Source organism: Maridesulfovibrio sp. FT414 (assembly GCF_050916235.1).
GTDB lineage: Bacteria > Desulfobacterota > Desulfovibrionia > Desulfovibrionales > Desulfovibrionaceae > Maridesulfovibrio.
In genome coordinates, this window is record NZ_CP104854.1 from 3402501 (window position 1) to 3418536 (window position 16036).

The window sequence follows — 16036 nt, forward strand, 5'->3', positions numbered from 1 at the left end:
TCCAAGAGTTCACATCGACGATGCGGTTTGGCACCTCGATGTCGGCTCATCACATCCTGGGGCTGAAGCAGGTCCCAAGGGTTCGGCTGTTCGCCGATTAAAGTGGTACGCGAGCTGGGTTTAAAACGTCGTGAGACAGTTTGGTCCCTATCTACCGTGGGCGTAGGAGAATTGAAAAGGGTCTGCCCCTAGTACGAGAGGACCGGGGTGGACGAACCTCTGGTGTTCCTGTTGTCGCGCCAGCGGCATAGCAGGGTAGCTATGTTCGGAAGGGATAACCGCTGAAAGCATCTAAGCGGGAAGCCTGCCTTGAGATTAGTTCTCCCTATGCATCAGCATCTGAAGATTCCAGGTAGACCACCTGGTTGATAGGCCGGAGGTGTAAGTGTGGTGACACATTCAGCTGACCGGTACTAATAAATCGTGCGACTTATCTTTCTTCTCTTCCCTATAACTTTAACCCCACCGGTTAAGGTTATAAGGACCCCCTATCTGACATATATTTCGGTTGGAAACCCCAACCAACATATTTGTCCTTGCGACCATTGAGGAGAGGTCACACCCGACCCCATTCCGAACTCGGAAGTTAAGCTCTCCATCGCCGATGATACTGCCAGGTAGCTGGTGGGAAAGTAGGTCGTCGCAAGGACTTTTTTGTTTCCAGAAAAGGCCCTTGTCCATTCAAGGGCCTTTTTCGTTTGCCCCGTTTTTGTTTTCCCGACCGAATTTTAAAAGCCCGTACAATTCATGGAGTTGTGCGGGCTTTTGTTTTTTGGGGGATTGGGGCTGAATAGAGCTGTGTGGATTGGAAGTTTTTCCGGCTAAAAAAAATCCCCGTTCTCTTTTGGGAGCGCGGGGATTTCTTCTTTTCATGTAATCCTTCAGACTAAGAACAATCTCTACTAGTCGCCGGTATAAATGGAAGCTGAAGTAGGACTTTCCTTGATGATAATTTTAGACAACCCCGGAAGCTCATTTATCAGCCGTACCCAGAGCCATTTGGCGATGTTTTCGCTGGTGGGGTTCTCAAGGCCTTCTATGTCATTGAGATAGTTGTGATCCAACTGCTCCAAAATCGGCTTGGCAACGGCCTTGATGTCTCCGAAATCTATCACCCAGCCTGAAGCTTCTCCTATCTCTCCTGAAACATATATTTCCGCGACAAATGTATGCCCGTGCAGATTTCCGCACTTGTGTCCTGCCGGAACATTCGGCAAACGGTGGGCTGCGTCAAAGCTCAATGAAACGTATATCTCCATGGTTTGCTCCTATGGAATTCCAATATATTTATGGGTCTGCAAACTCAGTTTCCAGACCGGGTTTTTACGGCAGGTCTCTACTGCTGAAATCGTTGCGGCGGAACGGTCCGGGCCGTCCTTGGGCTGAAGGTAGAAGTGATCGAAGTCCAGATCCTGAAAATCTGCAAGAAATACATTTTCCTGCGGCCAGACCAGTTTCAGCTCATTGCCCGACTTTACCGCCAGATCAGTACCTGCTTTAGGGCTTACGGATATCCAGTCCAAACCAGCGGGCAGGGGCAGGGTTCCGTTGGTTTCCACGCCGACCTCGGCTCCGCGCTCTTTCAGCATCCCGATAAGTTCCGTAGTCAGCTGCAGTGCGGGTTCACCCCCGGTGAATACTACGTACGGCACATAGCGCGCATGTTTGTAGTCGGAAAATGTCTCCATGATCTGGGAAACAAGTTCCGAAGCATCTGGAAACTTTCCGCCAGATTCCGCAATATTAACGAAATCCGTGTCGCAGAATCGGCATGCCGAGCTCTCTCGATCCTGCTCGCGGCCTGTCCACAGGTTGCATCCTGAAAAACGGCAGAAGACCGCCGCCCTTCCGGCATGGAAGCCTTCCCCCTGCAGGGTATAGAATATTTCCACCACACTGAAAGACATTATTTATTCTTCCCTGCCTGGAATTGCTCCCAGCCCCTGGCGCGCAGTTCGCAAGCCGGGCAGGTTCCGCAACCGTAACCCCATTCATGCAGCTCGGACCTGTCGCCGAGATAGCAGGTGTGGGTGTGTTCGCGGACGAGATCAACGAATGCCGGGCCTCCGATGACGTCAGCCATGGTCCATGTTTCGGCCTTGTCTATCCACATGAGCGGGGTGTGAATCACGAAGCGTGATTCCATGCCCAGATTCAGGGCTACCTGCATGGCTTTGATGGTGTCGTCGCGGCAGTCCGGGTAGCCGGAAAAATCGGTTTCGCAAACTCCGATGATGATGTGGCGGATTCCCTGCCTGTATGCGTAAGCCGCTGCTGCGGTCAGAAAAACAAGGTTGCGGCCGGGCACAAATGTGGTCGGAAGGCCGTTCTCGCCCATGCTGATTTCTACTTCTTCGGTAAGGGCGGTGCCGCCGATCTCGTTGAAGAGTCCGATTTCAAGCACCTGGTCATGTTTCAGGCGCTGGTCCCAGTCCTCGCTGAGGCGGCGTATTTCCGAAAGGACGTTTTCGCGGCAATCCATTTCCACGTTATGCCGCTGGCCGTAGGAAAAACCGATGGTCGCTACGCTGTCGAATCTTTGCAGGGCCCAGGCAAGGCAGGTTGTCGAATCCTGACCGCCCGAAAAGACCACCAGTGCGGAGTTGTTCATTTATTCTCTCCATTTCCCGGAAAATTACCGGGTGGCGTATATGAAGATTTTGGAGTGCCGCCAAGCAGGCGCAGGGCAGGAAGTCGATAAAAAGACGGCACAGAAACATTGATACGCAGTAATTTTGTCTCGCACGTAATAGCTTGGAATCAGCATCGACGCAACTGTCAGGGATGGGGGCCGGGAACAGTTAAATCAGGACGGAAGTGATGTAGTGGCGGGGGGCGGACACGGCAGGTAATAATGATTTTAATGAATATCAATTAATCCCTGCGCGTGCGGGGACCACCCTTGCTGGAGATTACAGAAATTATTGCCTAAAAAATGGCTGTCCAAATTTGCCAACTTTTTTAGGTGATTTCGGCATCACTTCTGCGGTTGGGATATCGCCTTATTTAGCCCTCCAGTCTTAAAGGGCAATACTGCGCTGATTGAATCTTGAAAAATGATTCCGCAATGCAGACTGTATTTGATTTAGCTAGCCCTTATAATTCTCCGCGTTCAGGCTGAAGCGGGCGAGCATCTTCTGTACCGCCACCCTTGATAGGCCCGAAATTTTCGCTGCCTGTGTGATGTTGCCTCCTGTTCGGCTCAGAATATCACAGATATAGCTTCGGCTGAAGCTGTCCACCAACTGCTGTTTGGCGTCCTTGAAGCTTATGAAATCGCCGGAATCGCTTTCGGTGTCTGCAACGGGCCTGCCTTCGGCCATATCCACGGCCAGCATGGTTACTGTCTCCCCGGTGCTGAAAACCGCCAGTTTACGCATGGCGTTCTGAAGTTCGCGCACGTTGCCTGTCCACGGGCGCGCGCTGATATGCCCAACCACCGCAGGATCGAGCTCCTTTTCCGGCAGTCCGAGTTCAATGCAGGCCTTCTGCAGGAAATAGCGGGCCAGCAGGGGGATGTCCCCGGTACGGTCCTTCAGCGGCGGCAGGTTCAGGGGCAGTACATTCAGGCGGTGGTAGAGGTCTTCGCGGAAGCTCTTTTCAGCTACTCTGCGCGGCAGGTCCTGATTCGTTGAGGCCAGCACACGTACATCGATTGTGCGCGAATGGTCCGAACCCACGGGGCGGATTTCCCCTTCCTGAAGCACACGCAGCAGTTTGGCCTGCGTTTCCATCGGAATGTCGCCGATTTCATCCAGCAGGATCGTGCCGCCGTTCGCACGGCAGAATAGGCCCTCGCGGTCCTTGTCCGCACCGCTGAAAGCTCCCTTGACATGGCCGAAAAGTTCACTTTCCAGCAGGTTCTCCGGGATGGCGGTGCAGTTGACCGTCACGTAAGGTTTATCGGCCCGTGCGCTGAGTTCGCGGACCATGCCTGCCACCAGTTCCTTGCCGGTGCCTGATTCGCCCATGATCAGCACATTGTAGTCTGTCCGGGCCACTGCAGCTATGGACTGCTTCAGTCGCTGCATGACCGGGCTCTGGCCCAGCAGCCGGTCCTTGCGCTGCTCAAGCTGTTCGCGCAGGCGGCGGTTTTCATCCAGCAGGCTGCTACGTTCAAGTCCTTTATTAATGACCCGGAACAGGTTTTCCGGCTCAATGGGCTTTGTTACAAAGTCGTATGCCCCGGTCTTCAATGCTTCCACGGCGGTTTCCACCGTGCCGTGCGCGGTGAGTATTACCACGGAAAGAGCGGCAGAGGTCGATAGGGAGGCCTTCAGAAGCTCAAGACCGTTCATGCCCGGCATCTGAAGGTCGCTGACCATCAGGGAAATATCTTCGGCAGCAAGAATCGATAGAGCTTGCGGGCCGCTGAAAGCTGTGCGGACTTCGGTTTCGGGAAAAGCGCCTTCTATCAGCCGCTTTATGCCGCGCGCAAAGTCTTCTTCATCGTCTACAATAAGTATATTCGGTTTGTTTTTATCAAGCATTGTTTTGATGCCTCCCGGCGGGCCAGAGGGGGAAACCCTTTTTGCAAAAAGGGTTTCCCCCTCTGGACTCCCCCTTCCCCAAAACCTTTTAATAAGGCTTCGCCGCTGGGGACCACTCATTTATCCTTTTCAGGAATTTTTTTGCCCCATATCATTAATGGGGATTCCAAAGGGGCTTGCTCCTTTGGCCGCCGGAGGCGAAATCACCTGCCAAAAGCGCGTTGCGCATCAAATTCAACGTCCTTGCGATGCCGCCGGAGGCATCCCTTAAGTGCATGGAAATTTCAGGGTAAACACGGCCCCGTTGAGATTCCCAAATCCATTATCCACTTCTATGGACCCTCCCAGGTCGCTCATGAACCCGAACACCACGGCCAGTCCTAGCCCTGATCCCTTGTTCACTTCTTTGGTGGTGTAGAACGGATCAAATATGAACTGCCGATCTTCGGGGGCAATTCCCGGTCCGTTGTCCATGAATTTGAGTTCGGCGTGTCCCGTTCCATCATCAGTCAGGCTGACAAGGATTTTTCCGTTCTGCTCGGGCACGGCATCAATCCCGTTCAGCAGCAGGTTGGCGACGATGTGTTCAAGGGCCTGCGGGTCCACATGCAGATCCGGCACTTTCGGATTAAGTTCGAGCCTGATTTCCGCGCCTTTCTTGTCGGCCTGAATGCGGAATACATCAGCTACATCCCGGATGATTTTACCGAGATCCGAACCTGTTGCGGAGGCAACCTTGGGCCGGGCGAAGTTCAGCAGATCCTTGAGGACCGCCTGAGCCTGCCGGGTGTGCTTCAGGATGATTTCCACGTCTTCGCCGTTCTGCCCGGAAACGCTTTTCCTGAGCAGTTCGGCGTAGCAGAGGATCACTCCGAGCGGATTATTTATCTCGTGCGCCAGCCCGGCGGAAAGCTTGCCCACTGTGGCCATTTTTTCGGCCTGAGTCATCTGGGCGAGTATTTTTTTCTGTGCTGTGGTCTCGTGAACGTAAACGACGACCCTGCGTTCGCGGGTGCTGTCGGCATCCTGAACAGGGTAGATGTTGATGGCGAATGAACGGCCCTCGGGCAGGGAAACTTCCCGCGAAAGAGGTTCGTTGCGCAGCAGAGATTTTGCAATGCCGCACGGCTCGGACTTTTCGGACCCGTAGCAGAGCAGGCCGAGCACACCGCCGTCCGTTATGGCCCCGCCGGAGAGTTCCGCTCCTAATCTGCGGGCTGATTCGTTGGCCACGATGGGATTTCCCTTGCCGTCCGCCAGCAGCAGCGGATCACTGATGCCTTCGAAGATGGACTGCAGGTTGGCGTTATGGCGTACAATGCTGTTCAGCGCGGAAATGCTGTCCGCGGCAATGCCGAGCTGGCGGCCGATGGCACGCAGTACGGTCTTGTCTTCGTCGCTGAAGCAGTCGCCCTCTCTGCGGAACAGGCAGAGCAGTCCTTCGGCACTGCCGGTTGATGATTCAACCGGTATGTAGGCACGGTCTGGCTGAACCAGCGGGATGGATTCGGTCAGCAGTTCCACCCAGTTCTCGGGCAGGGGCGGCTTCTCTGCGCTTTCCGGGAACGAATAGAAATTGCGGCTGGAAAAGGTGCATACATAGGCGGATCTTTCAAGTTCGAATCTTGAATGGATCAGGGGCAGGGTGGCTCTCCACAGTTCCCCGCGCGACTGACTGCGGCTGGAACCTGCCAGAAGCTGCACGAAAAGTTCCACGTCGGACTGACGGGCCTGCGCTTCCTGCTCCAGCTCTCCGGTGCGCTCCTCGACCATCTTTTCCAGATTGGCGGCGTAGTCCTGCAACTGCTGGCGGGCATCAAACATGTAGTCGCTGAGCTTTTCGATGCCGCTAACCATTTCACCTATTTCGTCGCCCTGCTCAAGCTGGCGGAACAGGGCCACTCCCTGCTCGTCGCTGAAGTTGCGGCGAAAGGTAGTGGTAAGGATGCGCAGGTTGTTGGCGACCAGCCGTTTGAAAAGGATATTGGTAGCTCCGAGATAGAGCAGAACGGCCAGCGCGAACACCGCGATATAGGTCATTATGGTGTCCTGAATGCGGGCAACGGAGGCGGTAACAGGCAGGCCCACGAAATCCACGCCGCCGATGCTGTCCGCAGCATGTCCGAACCCACGATTACCATACAACTGCACAAGCTCCACCGGGGCATCTTCGACCCTGCCGTGACAGCGCAGGCAGCTTTCCTTGAAGACAGCGGGGCGGGCCATTACAAAATGCCTTTCGCCGTCGATATTCTTATAACCTTCCCAGAAGGTCTGACCGGGATTTTTTCTGAAATGGCTGATCAGCTCCAGCTCGATGCCCTTTGCCTCGTAATCCGGATTGCGCGCCCCGTGTGCGACGCGGCGGTAAACGAAACTCGGGCTGGCCTGCTGTTCGCGGTCCATTATGTTGCGGGTAACAAAAGACGAGGACATGGCCTGAATGACGAATTTGTCCGGAAGTTCCTTGTACATCTGCGGGCGGAGCACACCACGCACGTAGTTCTGCACGGAATCAACCTGCCCGAAAACCATGCGAGCTTTCTCGCGCACTACGTTTTCCAGCACCTTGCTCATGTGCATGGAAAAGCCCGCAAAAAGTACGCCCCCGATTACAAGTGACGTAAGTGTCAGGCTTAAAAAGAATTTACTCTGTATGGAATATGGTCTTGGAAGTTTCATGCTGTTCCGCCTGATTGTGAGTGTACAACCGCATTAACCGTTGTCAAGCGGCGAATCCTTGACCTTTTTCGCCGAAAATGATTAAAGTGTAGTTAACTGGAGCAGTGTTTTCTGTTGTTCTATTTCAGAAAGGAGGCTGTATGGATTCTTTTTTCCAGTTTTTTGTGGCGGTTCTGGCAGGGGTGGCTACCGCCGATCTGTTTGTGCGTGGCTGGAACGGCTTTCTCGAATGCTCAGCGGCGTTTATCCTTTTCTTTCAGAAAAAAATACCGGCCAGTAGTATCTTTTCCCGTCTTAACAGCACGCTGCCAATAACTGTGCTAAGTTTTCTGGCACTAGTCCTTTGCTTCAAGGTTTATTTCTCCGTTCTAGGATTCGGCAGAACCGAGATGGAACAGCTCGGGTATTTCTTAGGAGCCATGCCGCGCACCGGATATTATCTCGTGCACGCAGGAAAAATGATCGACTCCATGTTTAAGTCTTGAGTTCTTTTTTTGCCTCCGGAGTCCAGAGGGGGAAACCCTTTTGGCAAAAAGGGTTTCCCCCTCTGGACTCCCCCTTCCCCAAAACCTTTCAATAAGGCTTCGCCGCTGGAGACAGCTCATTTATCCTTTTCAGGAAATTTACTTACCCACGTTTGACCGGCAGTCATTAAATCCGTGGTAGCAGATAAATGGTTGCTTAGAATTATCCATTTAAAAAAATCAATTTATATGTTTATTCATAAATATCCCCCACGAACCACAATTAAAAAGCGTTTGGGTAGAGGGGATGGGGATTCTTAAGGGGAAGGGGAGACCACCTTTTGGTTTTGGAAAAGGGGGGCTCCCCTTCCCCTTAAGCCGCCGGAGGCTTCCCCTTACTGCGGTCCGGGGCCATGCGGCAGATATTCCATGGAGCTGCGGGCGTTATGGTCGGCATGTCCGACTATTTCGACATCTGTGTAGTAGAATTCGCCCGTTTCGATGCCGGATTCGACAACGAAGTCTGCGAGGGTCTGGAACTGGGTGCTTTTGCCGATAAGCCATGGTCCTGCTACAAATACTGCGGCCCAGATTACGGCGCAGGTGGCGACGAAGGAAGTTATTCTGAAGCTGAAACTTTTGTTTTTCATTTAATTTTTCCTTATGGGGAGGGAAGCGCATTGCGCCTCCCTCCTTTCAGGGGTGTGGTTCCAAAATGGGAGTTAGATTTTGGAAGTAATGTCAGGGAAGACCACATAGAACATGAGGTAAGCCATGATCAGGGTCAGGAGCAGGTTGAAGGACTGACCGCACACATAGAGGATGAGCGGCTTTCCGCCTTTGAAGTAGTGCTTGAGTTCGCGGAAGTTGGTTGCCAGTCCGATTGCGGCAAAGGACAGGCAGAAGAACCAGCCGCGGAAGATGCGGGAGAAGCCGCGCAGTACGCCCTGATCCACCATGGTGAACCCTGCGTCCGAACCGAGAGAGGTGTAGACGATGGAGAAGATAACGGACGCGGTAAGGAAGCCGAGCACGAATTTGGGGAAACGGTGCCAGATTTCCATGGCATGCACTTTCTGTCCTTCAACACAGTCGACCTTGGTGCACCAGTAGATGGCGATACCGAAGGCGGTCACACCGATGAGCACGTTCTGGATCATCTTGATGGTGGCAGCCACGTAGAGGGCCTTTTCAGAAAGGAAGGCTCCGGCCGCTGCAACGGCACCGGTAGCGTCAATGGTACCGCCCATCCACGCTCCGCCGAGGATGAAGGGCATGCCGGTCGCCTTGATGACTGCAGGCATGATGACCATCATGATGGAAGTGAACACGAGGGAGAGGCCGATTGCGAGGGTCAGCTCCTCCTTCTTGGCGCGACATGCGGCCGCTGCGGCAATGGCTGCGGAAGTTCCGCAAACGGACATGTCGGCGGATATGACCATGTTCAGGGTCTTGGAGGGCATCTTGATGACTTTCTGACCGAAGATGAAGGTGGTGATCAGAACAACCGGGGTGACTACCCAGGCTACGAAGATGCCGGGGATGCCGATGGCGACAACCTTGTTGAACAGAACCTCGGCACCGAGCAGGACCAGTCCGGTCTTGATGAAGAACTCGACCTGCAGGGCCTTCTTGGCCCACTCGGGAGTGCCGATGGTGTTCGAAATTACGAGACCGATGGCGATAGCCCATGCGGCATAACCTATGCCATACTGTTTCATGGTCGCCTGGTTGGCCATGAGATAGGAGAATACGGCAACCGCGAATACCAGTGCGAAACCTTTAAGGAACGGCTTGGCATCTCCGTCGATGAAACGCATGCCCACGGCGAAGAGCAGTCCGAATCCGACCATGAGTACAAGCAGGGAGGGAATCAGGTTGTAGGGTTTGTTGCCGATCTTTTTCTTGGCGGAAGATTCCTTGGAACGCAGTTTCAGCCATGATTCAATGGCTGCGGAAGCATCGTCGTTGAGCTTCGCATCTTTGAAACTGACCTGCTCGGCCTTGAGCTGTGCTGCAAGAGCGAGCTGCTTGGCGTCGGCTGCGGCGGCCTTGGCCTTTTCATATTTGGGCATGGCCTTGGCGTTCTTGGCGTCGGCCTGTTCCTGATTCTGGATGAATGCATCGAGAGGGTTGGTGGTCCACTTCTGCGGGGTGGACATGAAAGAACTGATGGCCTTGCCTATGGGCTGGTTTTTGGCCTTGATTTTTTCCTTGGCGGTCTGGGCTTCGTACCAGGCCACGGTCTTGAAGGGTGCGCGAGCAGCCTCTTCCGCCATGATGGCGTTCTGCTTTGCGAACTTGGCTTCCATGTCCGCAGGTTTGTTGTTGAAGAAGATCACCGCGCCGACGATCAGGATCAGAAATCCCAGCCAGATGGCCCAGTAATCTTCCTTTTTCCACAGGTCGGACCAGGAACTGGCCGCCTTGTCCACTACGACTTCGCTGTTCTGCTGAACCGCATTCTCTGCCATTTGAAAATCCTCCGAATTTATTTCTCAAGACCAGGCTTGCGCCTGTTTGTGTCCCAGCGGATTTCCTTTAGGCAAAAGGTGGACCAAAACGGTTATTTGTTTAACTTGCTGAATAATATGAAATTGTTTTTGTGATGATGCAAACTCAGGTTTGCGGTTGCTGTCTTGCGGGTGTAAGTCGGGGTTTGCGGTTGCGTGGAGAATCAGGGGGATTCTGAAAGTAGACTTAAGTTTGTTGCATCAATTTAACACAAGGCAATTTCCTAGCTGTTTATTTTACTTGAATAAGTCTGGTGTATAAATTAATGTGCCCGAGGTATGTAACAGAGAGGATGGAGTTATGGTAGAATTGGTCAGTACGTTGATTTCATTTGTAGTTTTCGCGTTTATTATTTTTTCGACATATTCTTCCCGCAAGGCACAATTTGCCCAAAGGCAGAAGGCTTATGAATTAAAAGAAGCGCATATGAAGAAATCAATGGATATGATCAGGACGGAAATTTCTCTTATTGAAAAGGAAATTCACACCGTTAAAAGCCGCTTTGAAGAACTTGATGATATTTCCGGCTGATGCCGGTAACCGGATAGCATGACACTCATGATTTTTGTAGTGATATTGATAGCAATTGGGGCGGTCGGTACTGTTCTGGCTTGTAAGTCCATTTCTTCCGGGTTCGACGCCAAGAACGAATCCATAAATGATATGGAAAGACGGCTGTTGGAAGAACAGGATGAACTGCGAATGAGGCGGCGTGACCTGAGAAGGGAACTGGACGACCTCAAAAAGGACCTCAAGGACAGCAGCAAGAAGAAAAGCGTAGCTCCCCAAGGGCCCTCTTCATTGAAAGACTGGCTTATTGAAACAGATATGGTTGATCCCGCCCAGTTTTCCAGAGCCGAGAAGTACGCCGCCGAAAAGAACCTTGATCTTATCTCAGCTTTGCTTACCCTGAACATGATCACTATTGATACCTATGAGAAAGCCAAGAAGATGAAGCTCCGGTAGATTCTTTCGGGAAAATGAATTTCAAACCCCGCCGCATTCGTGCTGCGGGTTTTTTCTTGTCCTGAAATAGTGCCGCCCTGAATGTGGAGTTCTCATTCTTGGACTATGCAGTTTCACTGTGTTTGGAGATGGCTGAACCGATTGTTCTGCAAGATTTCCTGCTGCCAGTTTCCGGTCTGATGTTTGAATCCATCCTGCTGAGCGCCGCTGTTGGTCCATGTTTTTTCCGCGAAGCCGGTGAAACTATTGTTTTACTCTTTTGCCACCGGCAGCAAAAGACAAGCCCCCTGCTTCGCTCGAAACAGGGGGCTTGTGCGTATCTTTATTTAAGCGGAATTATTTTTTCTTCCAGGAGATTTCCTCTCCCTTGGCGAGGCGCTGAATATTTGCGCGGTGCGTCCAGAAAAGGAGCAGGGTGATGCCGCATGCCAGCGGAACCATGCCCACTTTACCGGTGAAAAGGCAGAAGATGGGCAGCACTATCGCAAAGGTCAGCGAACCCATGGATACGAAGCCGGAAAGGAAAATCACGGCGAAGAGGCAGATTACGGAGTAGATCAGCGCGGCCGGGGCCAGTGCGAGGAATACTCCAACTGAAGTTGCGACAGCCTTGCCGCCCTTCATATCAAGGAACATGGAGAAAACATGTCCCAGAACCGCTGCCGCTGCCACCAGGGACAGGAACATCCAGTTGTGGCTGTACTGGGAGGCCATGATTACCGGGACGAAGCCTTTGCCAAGGTCCAGTATCAGGGCTGCTACGCCGTATTTGAAGCCGCAAAGGCGGGCCACGTTGGTGGCTCCGGTGCTTTTGCTGCCGTCATTGCGAATGTCGATTCCGTGGCAGATCTTGCCGATGAAGAGGCCGAAGGGGATAGATCCCAGAAAATATGCGAAAACCAGCCAGAATATCCAGAGCATGCACTAACTCCTTTAGTCTTTTCCGTTCAAGGACCCGCAGGATCGGCTGTCCCGCACCCGTATTTTTATCGCGCCGTCCGCGGCTGGGTCCGTAAGTAGTTTTTCTTGCGGATGAAATTAGTCAGCGGCATGGGCAAGCCGTCACTCCTTTCAAAACCGAGTTACATATAAGCTAATTTCAGCCAAAATAACAGCCTGAAATTTCAGCCGTACCTTTCGGCTATTCCTCCATGGCCTCCATGACCCGGAGCTCATTGGTCAGCGGGTCAATGCGGTTGAAGCGGATCTGGAACATCTGGCCCGGGTACAGCTTGTCTCCGAGCATGGGCTTGGGAACCCGTACATTTATCTGGATGTCCGGCATGGCGAGGGTCGCCAGTGGCCCGCTTGCATCAACCAGTACCGAATGCTGCCATGCCTTTTTGTTCTGCAGCAGGTAGAGCAGTTTCCAGTACCGCGGCCTGAAGCGCTGGATCTTGAGGACCGATTGCAGCCGCTGTTGCAGGGAATCAGCAAGGGCGGTCAGTTCCTCGGCATCCCACAGGGCATGTCCCTCAATTAAGAAGTGGCAGAGCTGGGCCATGTTCAGGAAATCTGCATAACGCCGCAGCGGAGAGGTGATGGGACTGTAGCCCGAAACAGCGAGGGTGGCGTGTTTCCTGGGCTGGGTATCCATCTGCGGGGGTGTCATCTGGCGCACCCGTTCGTAAATTTCGTGCGGCTCCGTAATTATGCCGCTCAGGTCCGAAGGCAGTACTATGTCCTGTGTGCGATAAAGCAGCGGGAAGCCGTTCTCACCGGCAAAGCGGCCCAGACCGGAGTTTGCAAGGATCATGAACTCGCTGATGATCTGGTCGGCGCGGGTTGTTTTTTCCTTTTCTTCCATGATCACGCGGGTATTCTGCGGCCATCCTTGAAGTGACAGTTCCGGCTCAGGACGGCGGATAACCACTGCACCGCTTTTTATTCGGTTTGCCAGCAGTTTTTCGGAAAGTTCATAGGCCAGGGCCATTTCATCGTCCGAACCGTCCTCAAGCATCTGTTCCACGGCCTGATAAGTGGAGTTGTCGGTGATCTTCACCCATCCTGTATGAGGGCTGACCGATTCGACCATGCCGAGGCTGTCCAGCTCAAAGGTGGTGATCAACGCGGGCCTGACTTCTCCTGCAAATAGACTGAAAGCCCCGATGCCGAGGTCCTCGGGCAGCATATGGCTGGTGCCTTCAGGCAGGTAGATGCTGGTGCCGCGGTACATGACCGCCTGATCAAGCGGGCTGCCGAATTCCCAGCCCATGCATGGTCTGGCAAGGGCGATGGTCAGAGTATAGCCGCCGTCTTCGCGTGCGGCGATATTGAAGGCGTCGTCAATGTCCCTGGTTGTGGCGGAGTCTATGCTGCGCATGGGCAGGGGGCAGGGATCTCCCGCCTTTTCCTCCACGGAGCGAACAAGTCTGTCCACGGCTTCGCAGTGATTGTCGGCCCAGGAATCATCAAAGGTGTAGTCCGCCTCATCAAGCAGGTAGTTGTGGTGGGGCTGCACAATACCCCAGCCCTGTGCCAGAAGCAGCGGCAGGTGCGGATGGTCGGGAAGGCCTTTCTTGAGCACGGTCCACATTTTGCCGGATTTTTCATCACCCCTGCCGGAAATGCGTTCCCTGAGGAAATTTTTCAGTCCTTCCTTTGTCTCATCACTCATGTCAGGGATACGGTCCGGAGTGATCCTGCTGCCGGATTCCCGGGCGGTCCAGATGTTCTTGAACAGCTCCTGCCCGGTACTCATGATCTCTTCGTAGACCTTTTCCTCGGCCTGCATTTTCAGGCGCGATTCAACCTTTTCCTCGGTATAGATTATGAATTCAGGGTGCTGGAATTTGAAATGCGTCTTGGCGGCTATCATGGCCCGGCCAAGGGCGGAAATCCTGTCCGGGTCCGGCTCTTCCCAGAGCAGCCCGGCGAACCATTCAAGCGGAGCTTTTTCAAGCTCGCCCTGAGCCAGTTCCCAGATGTCCATGGTGTCGAGTCCAGCCTGTATCTCGCCGCGTTTTTCCTGATGGGCGACCATGAAATCGAGCATTTCCTGCCGTGTAGCGGTTTGGGAATACTGGGGTCCTACCCACGGCAGAACGCGGGCCGCAGGCATTTTAACTTCACGCTTGGTGATCGTGTAGAGCTTGAGCTTTCCGGACTGTTCTTCCATGACGAAAGCAAGCTGCGGCTGGTTGCCGTGCATGAATTCCACAATGTTGCCGGGCGCTACGTACCGGCCATCCTTGAATAGGGACATGTAATTCCTTCCGGGAGAACATCTCTCCCGTACTCCGCAGGTCTGCTCCGGGCGGAGGGTGTTTTGACTGGTCTGAATCCTAATAATAAAAAAACCGGATGCCGTATACGACATCCGGGGAATCAGTAACATAAATGTCCAACTATTGAAATGCACTCAACTGAGCAAAAATTAAATCATAGTAATAGAGTTTGGTGATGCCTTCACCGGACCCCATCCCCTTCAAAACCTTTTAATAAGGCTTAGCCGCTTTGTATGGCAAGATCGTGAAGAAACATCAATGCCGGTTCGAGATGCAGAAAACTAAAATGGACGCAGGCCGCCCGATATAATCGGACGGCCTGCGTTTGCTTATTCGGTGAATGCTTTGGATAGGGTTCCGGCTATGTCCATGCTGGCTGCATGGTAAAGCGCGTCAACAAGGTCTTTCTCAGTCCAGCCTTCGTTTTTTAGGGACTGGAGATCCTCCCTGCTGATTGCTTCCGGGGAGACCAGTCCCTTATTTACAAAGGCCAGCAGCATGCATTCCTTTTTCTCGAACGGAGCCTGAAGCGGGTCTTTCACAATGGTATCCAGTTCAGTCTCCTCAAGTCCTGCGGACATGAGCAGTTTGGCATTGAAGTCAATGCAGGGGGTGAAGCCCTTGAGGCATGAAGCCATGTACCTGATTGCGGCGAGAGTCTGGAACTCCAGGTTTTCATGGTTGGAGAAGTATTCAATGACCCCGACATGGCGTTCAAAGAGTCCGGCACTGGAGGACATTACCTGCATAGGGGTGGGGATATCCAGCACTTCCGGTATGCGGGCATAGAATTCACCTATTTTTCCTTCAGCGTTTTCACGGGTAGCGTAATTAACCATTAACATCTTGAAGCTCCTTGTTTGTGTAATAGACCGGTCGTCTATAAAACGGATAAAAAAAATACCCGAAAGAATCGGGCTAAAGCCACTACTTTACCAATATGTTTTCGAAGACAATCTGCTCAAAATTATCAAGGGGAGTTGAGCATTTGTGTACTTTCATCTGCAGGACTGCGCCGTGCCATGCCGCAACAATGAAGCCTGCAGTACATTCCGGGTCGATGGATTCCGAAATCTGACCGGACTCTGCCGCTTCCCTGATGATCGGTGCAACCGCCCTTACCAGTCCATTGACGATCTGTGAAAGCTCGACCTGCAACGGGCCGGACAGGTCGCCCATTTCCTGAGCAAGATTGCCTATGGGGCAGCCGCGGGACCAGCCCTGTTCCTCGAAATAATTGCGGAAGAACCTGAAGAAGTTTTTCAGCCTATCAAGCGGCGCAAATGACTTGTCTTTAAGCAGATGACCTGATTTTTCACCCAAACGGGCTGCAAAATACCGTGCAACCTCAACCCCGAAGGCTTCCTTGGATTCGAAGTAGTAGTAAAACGACCCCTTCGGAACTCCACAAGCCTTGAGAATCTCCTGAATGCCGGTGTTGTTGAATCCTTTGCGGTGGATGATATCCGCCCCGATGGCGATAATTATCTGCTTGGTGTCTTCGCTCATGCGGGAAGAAATAGACCAGTCGTCTAGTTGTGTCAAGTGTAGTAATTCGGATTATTTTGGCAGGCAGGAAGCAGATGCTTCAGAGGCCTACAAACATATCCCTAAGCCTGCCTCGCAGAGCCAAAAGTAATGACGTCTCGCCATACAAAGCGGCGAAGCCATAGTGAAAGTTTTTGAAGGGGGA

At 52.9% G+C, this 16036-nt stretch carries 14 protein-coding genes and 2 rRNA genes (1 of these 16 running past the window's edge); 5 read left to right on the plus strand and 11 right to left on the minus strand.

The genetic code is table 11. The features are described from left to right. Positions 1–438: ribosomal RNA gene (locus tag N7E73_RS15130) — 23S ribosomal RNA — on the plus strand; it begins 2495 nt to the left of the window's first position. A 96-nt stretch (positions 439–534) separates the two neighbouring features. Then, positions 535–649: ribosomal RNA gene (gene rrf / locus N7E73_RS15135) — 5S ribosomal RNA — on the plus strand. Between the two features lie 253 nt (positions 650–902). Here rrf and queD read toward each other — a convergent pair. The 5 genes from queD to N7E73_RS15160 all read right to left on the minus strand — a co-directional run bounded on the left by queD (position 903) and on the right by N7E73_RS15160 (position 7172). Further along, a complete protein-coding gene (gene queD, locus N7E73_RS15140; RefSeq protein ID WP_432735739.1) occupies positions 903–1259 on the minus strand; it encodes a 6-carboxytetrahydropterin synthase QueD in 357 nt (118 codons plus the stop codon). 9 nt (positions 1260–1268) lie between these two features. Then, entirely contained in the window at positions 1269–1907 is a 639-nt protein-coding gene (gene queE, locus N7E73_RS15145) for a 7-carboxy-7-deazaguanine synthase (RefSeq protein ID WP_432735740.1), read from the minus strand. Beyond that, a complete protein-coding gene (queC, locus tag N7E73_RS15150; RefSeq protein ID WP_432735741.1) occupies positions 1907–2611 on the minus strand; it encodes a 7-cyano-7-deazaguanine synthase QueC in 705 nt (234 codons plus the stop codon). The genes queE and queC overlap by 1 nt, the downstream gene beginning before the upstream one ends. A 478-nt stretch (positions 2612–3089) precedes the next feature. Next, positions 3090–4490 carry a sigma-54-dependent transcriptional regulator gene (locus tag N7E73_RS15155; RefSeq protein ID WP_432735742.1) on the minus strand — a complete coding sequence of 467 codons (1401 nt, stop codon included), beginning with the start codon at positions 4488–4490 and terminating at the stop codon, positions 3090–3092. 267 nt (positions 4491–4757) lie between these two features. Next, a complete protein-coding gene (locus N7E73_RS15160) occupies positions 4758–7172 on the minus strand; it encodes a c-type heme family protein (RefSeq protein WP_432735743.1) in 2415 nt (804 codons plus the stop codon). 140 nt (positions 7173–7312) lie between these two features. Between N7E73_RS15160 and N7E73_RS15165 the strand changes: the two genes are divergently transcribed. Continuing rightward, positions 7313–7657 carry a hypothetical protein gene (locus N7E73_RS15165; protein WP_432735744.1) on the plus strand — a complete coding sequence of 115 codons (345 nt, stop codon included), beginning with the start codon at positions 7313–7315 and terminating at the stop codon, positions 7655–7657. A gap of 374 nt (positions 7658–8031) precedes the next feature. Here the strand turns inward: N7E73_RS15165 and N7E73_RS15170 are convergent, their stop codons facing one another. After that, a complete protein-coding gene (locus N7E73_RS15170) occupies positions 8032–8286 on the minus strand; it encodes a hypothetical protein (RefSeq protein WP_432735745.1) in 255 nt (84 codons plus the stop codon). A gap of 72 nt (positions 8287–8358) precedes the next feature. After that, the gene (locus N7E73_RS15175; RefSeq protein WP_432735746.1) at positions 8359–10110 is read right to left on the minus strand and encodes a YeiH family protein; all 1752 of its coding nucleotides are present in this window, start codon (positions 10108–10110) and stop codon (positions 8359–8361) included. 340 nt (positions 10111–10450) lie between these two features. On the opposite strand from N7E73_RS15175, the gene N7E73_RS15180 reads away from it, so the two are divergent. Together N7E73_RS15180 and N7E73_RS15185 are read left to right on the plus strand one after the other, a co-directional pair. Then, the gene (locus tag N7E73_RS15180) at positions 10451–10681 is read left to right on the plus strand and encodes a hypothetical protein (RefSeq protein ID WP_432735747.1); all 231 of its coding nucleotides are present in this window, start codon (positions 10451–10453) and stop codon (positions 10679–10681) included. Between the two features lie 18 nt (positions 10682–10699). Continuing rightward, the gene (locus N7E73_RS15185) at positions 10700–11116 is read left to right on the plus strand and encodes a hypothetical protein (protein WP_432735748.1); all 417 of its coding nucleotides are present in this window, start codon (positions 10700–10702) and stop codon (positions 11114–11116) included. Positions 11117–11452: 336 nt separating this feature from the next. On the opposite strand, the gene plsY is transcribed toward N7E73_RS15185, so the two are convergent. From plsY to N7E73_RS15205, 4 genes are all read right to left on the minus strand, one after another. Further along, positions 11453–12037, minus strand: a complete 585-nt coding sequence (gene plsY / locus N7E73_RS15190; RefSeq protein ID WP_432735749.1) for a glycerol-3-phosphate 1-O-acyltransferase PlsY — start codon at positions 12035–12037, stop codon at positions 11453–11455. A gap of 220 nt (positions 12038–12257) precedes the next feature. After that, positions 12258–14321 (minus strand): ribonuclease catalytic domain-containing protein, encoded by a 2064-nt coding sequence (locus N7E73_RS15195; RefSeq protein WP_432735750.1) that lies wholly within the window; start codon positions 14319–14321, stop codon positions 12258–12260. 351 nt (positions 14322–14672) lie between these two features. Beyond that, entirely contained in the window at positions 14673–15188 is a 516-nt protein-coding gene (locus tag N7E73_RS15200; RefSeq protein ID WP_432735751.1) for a hypothetical protein, read from the minus strand. Between the two features lie 82 nt (positions 15189–15270). Further along, complete coding sequence (locus tag N7E73_RS15205; protein ID WP_432735752.1) at positions 15271–15888, minus strand: TetR family transcriptional regulator C-terminal domain-containing protein; 618 nt, start codon at positions 15886–15888, stop codon at positions 15271–15273. Positions 15889–16036 lie beyond the last annotated feature (148 nt).